The 1,687-nt window shown below is 43.6% G+C and carries 1 protein-coding gene; it reads left to right on the top strand.

Features of this window, described 5'->3' with window-relative positions; translation table 11 throughout:
* Positions 1-1,376, top strand: a 1,376-nt coding sequence (locus ACTHUT_RS19845; RefSeq protein WP_440419535.1) for a tetratricopeptide repeat protein, incomplete at its 5' end; no start/stop codon positions are given.
* Positions 1,377-1,687 lie beyond the last annotated feature (311 nt).

Below are 1,687 nucleotides of genomic sequence, written 5' to 3'. Positions count from 1 at the left end.
CTCAAAACCCACCTGACTTTGCACGAGCCATCCCATTGCTCTGCGAAGCAGCAGAAGCCGGGCATATTGAGGCTGCATTTCAACTGGCAGGCTGCCTATTCGAAAACCACGAAAATGAACAAGATTTGGCAATTGCAGTTGAATATTTAAAACAAGCAGCAAGAGCCGGTCATCCCTATGCCCGCTATAATCTTCTCCAATTACAAGAAAATAACGGTGCAGAAGTAGAAACGCTTATTTCAGCCTATCAAGAGCTTGCCGAAGAAGGATTAGCCCCTGCCCAGCTGCGCCTGATGCGTTTATATGCAGACAATGGCAATGACCAAGAAGCAGTCAAATGGGCATTGAAAGCTGCCGAACAGCAAAATCCTCAGGCACAATACTTCTTAGCCCAACATTACCAATATTCCAGCTCTCCTGATTTGGAATATTCCCATAAACTTTATCAGCAATCCGCTGCACAGGGATTTATTGCGGCACACTGGCAACTCGGCCTTCAATACAAATTGGGGCAAGGTGTTGCACAAAACCCTGAAAAAGCAATCGAACATTTGCGTATTGCTGCCGATTACGACATTGTTCCGGCGCAAACTTCTCTTGCAGAACTCTTAGTCGCATCAAATCCTGCTGAAGCATTGGAATGGTTTGAAAAAGCTGCCGAAAAAGGTGACAGCAACGCGCATGTAGCACTTGCCGAAATCTATCTATTGGGCAAAAACACCGAACGAGACCCTCAAAAGGCCTATCAGCACGCTAAATTTGCTGCGGATCAAAATGATCCGGAAGGATTGCGCCTTTTAGGTGATATCTATCGCTACGGATTGGGACAAGCAGTTGATGCAGACACCGCACGTCAATATTATCAACGCTCGGCTGATTTAGGTAATCTTGTCGCTTACCAAAAACTTCTGTCTGACAGCGCATTGAATAACCAGCAAAACTATGAGCTGACGAAAGAAATCGCCCTCCAACGTCAGGAGGCTGAACGTCTATACAAGCTGGCATTTGCAGCGCACTATGGCTTAAAACGCCAACAGAATTACGCTGAAGCACTGGATCTATACCACCAATCCGCAGAACGTGGGCACAGCAAATCCCAAACCAATCTTGGCATGATGTATTACAGTGGACAAGGTGTACCTGTCGACTATGCCCAAGCTGCAAAATGGTTTGAAGCAGCAGCCAAACAAAGAGACACGATGGCTCAATATAATCTTGCCTGTCTGTATTATCACGGTATGGGCGTAGAAAAAGACATCAATAATGCTTGTTTCTGGCTGCAAGAAGCCATCCAACATGGACATGAACAGCAAGACGTTCTCAAAGAGCTTTTGGCTCAATGGAAGCAATTCGCTCAAAAAGGCTCTGCCGATTAAAGGCCGTCTGAAATTCTAACTTCCTACATAAATGGCATGTCAGAGCTAAACTAAACAGCCTGTACATGTCATTTTTTTCATTTACCCTTCCTCAATAATCGTTATCTTCAAATCCCATTCCCTCTTAATCTCTTTAAAGTCTTCAGACGGCCTACTCTCTTTGTAAAGAATCAGATAATCTAAATTTTCCCTTTCAAACCCTAAACCCAATCCAAACTTTCAATTTACAACAAAATTTTAAAAATGTTTTTCGTATTCGAATCTATTTACTCAAACACCTGATACTTTTTACTGTATCCACTCAATATCTC

The sequence above is a fragment of the Neisseria sp. P0022.S010 genome (assembly GCF_051956635.1).
Note: the sequence above shows the minus strand (reverse complement) of the source record. Positions and strands in the feature narration are given on the sequence as shown.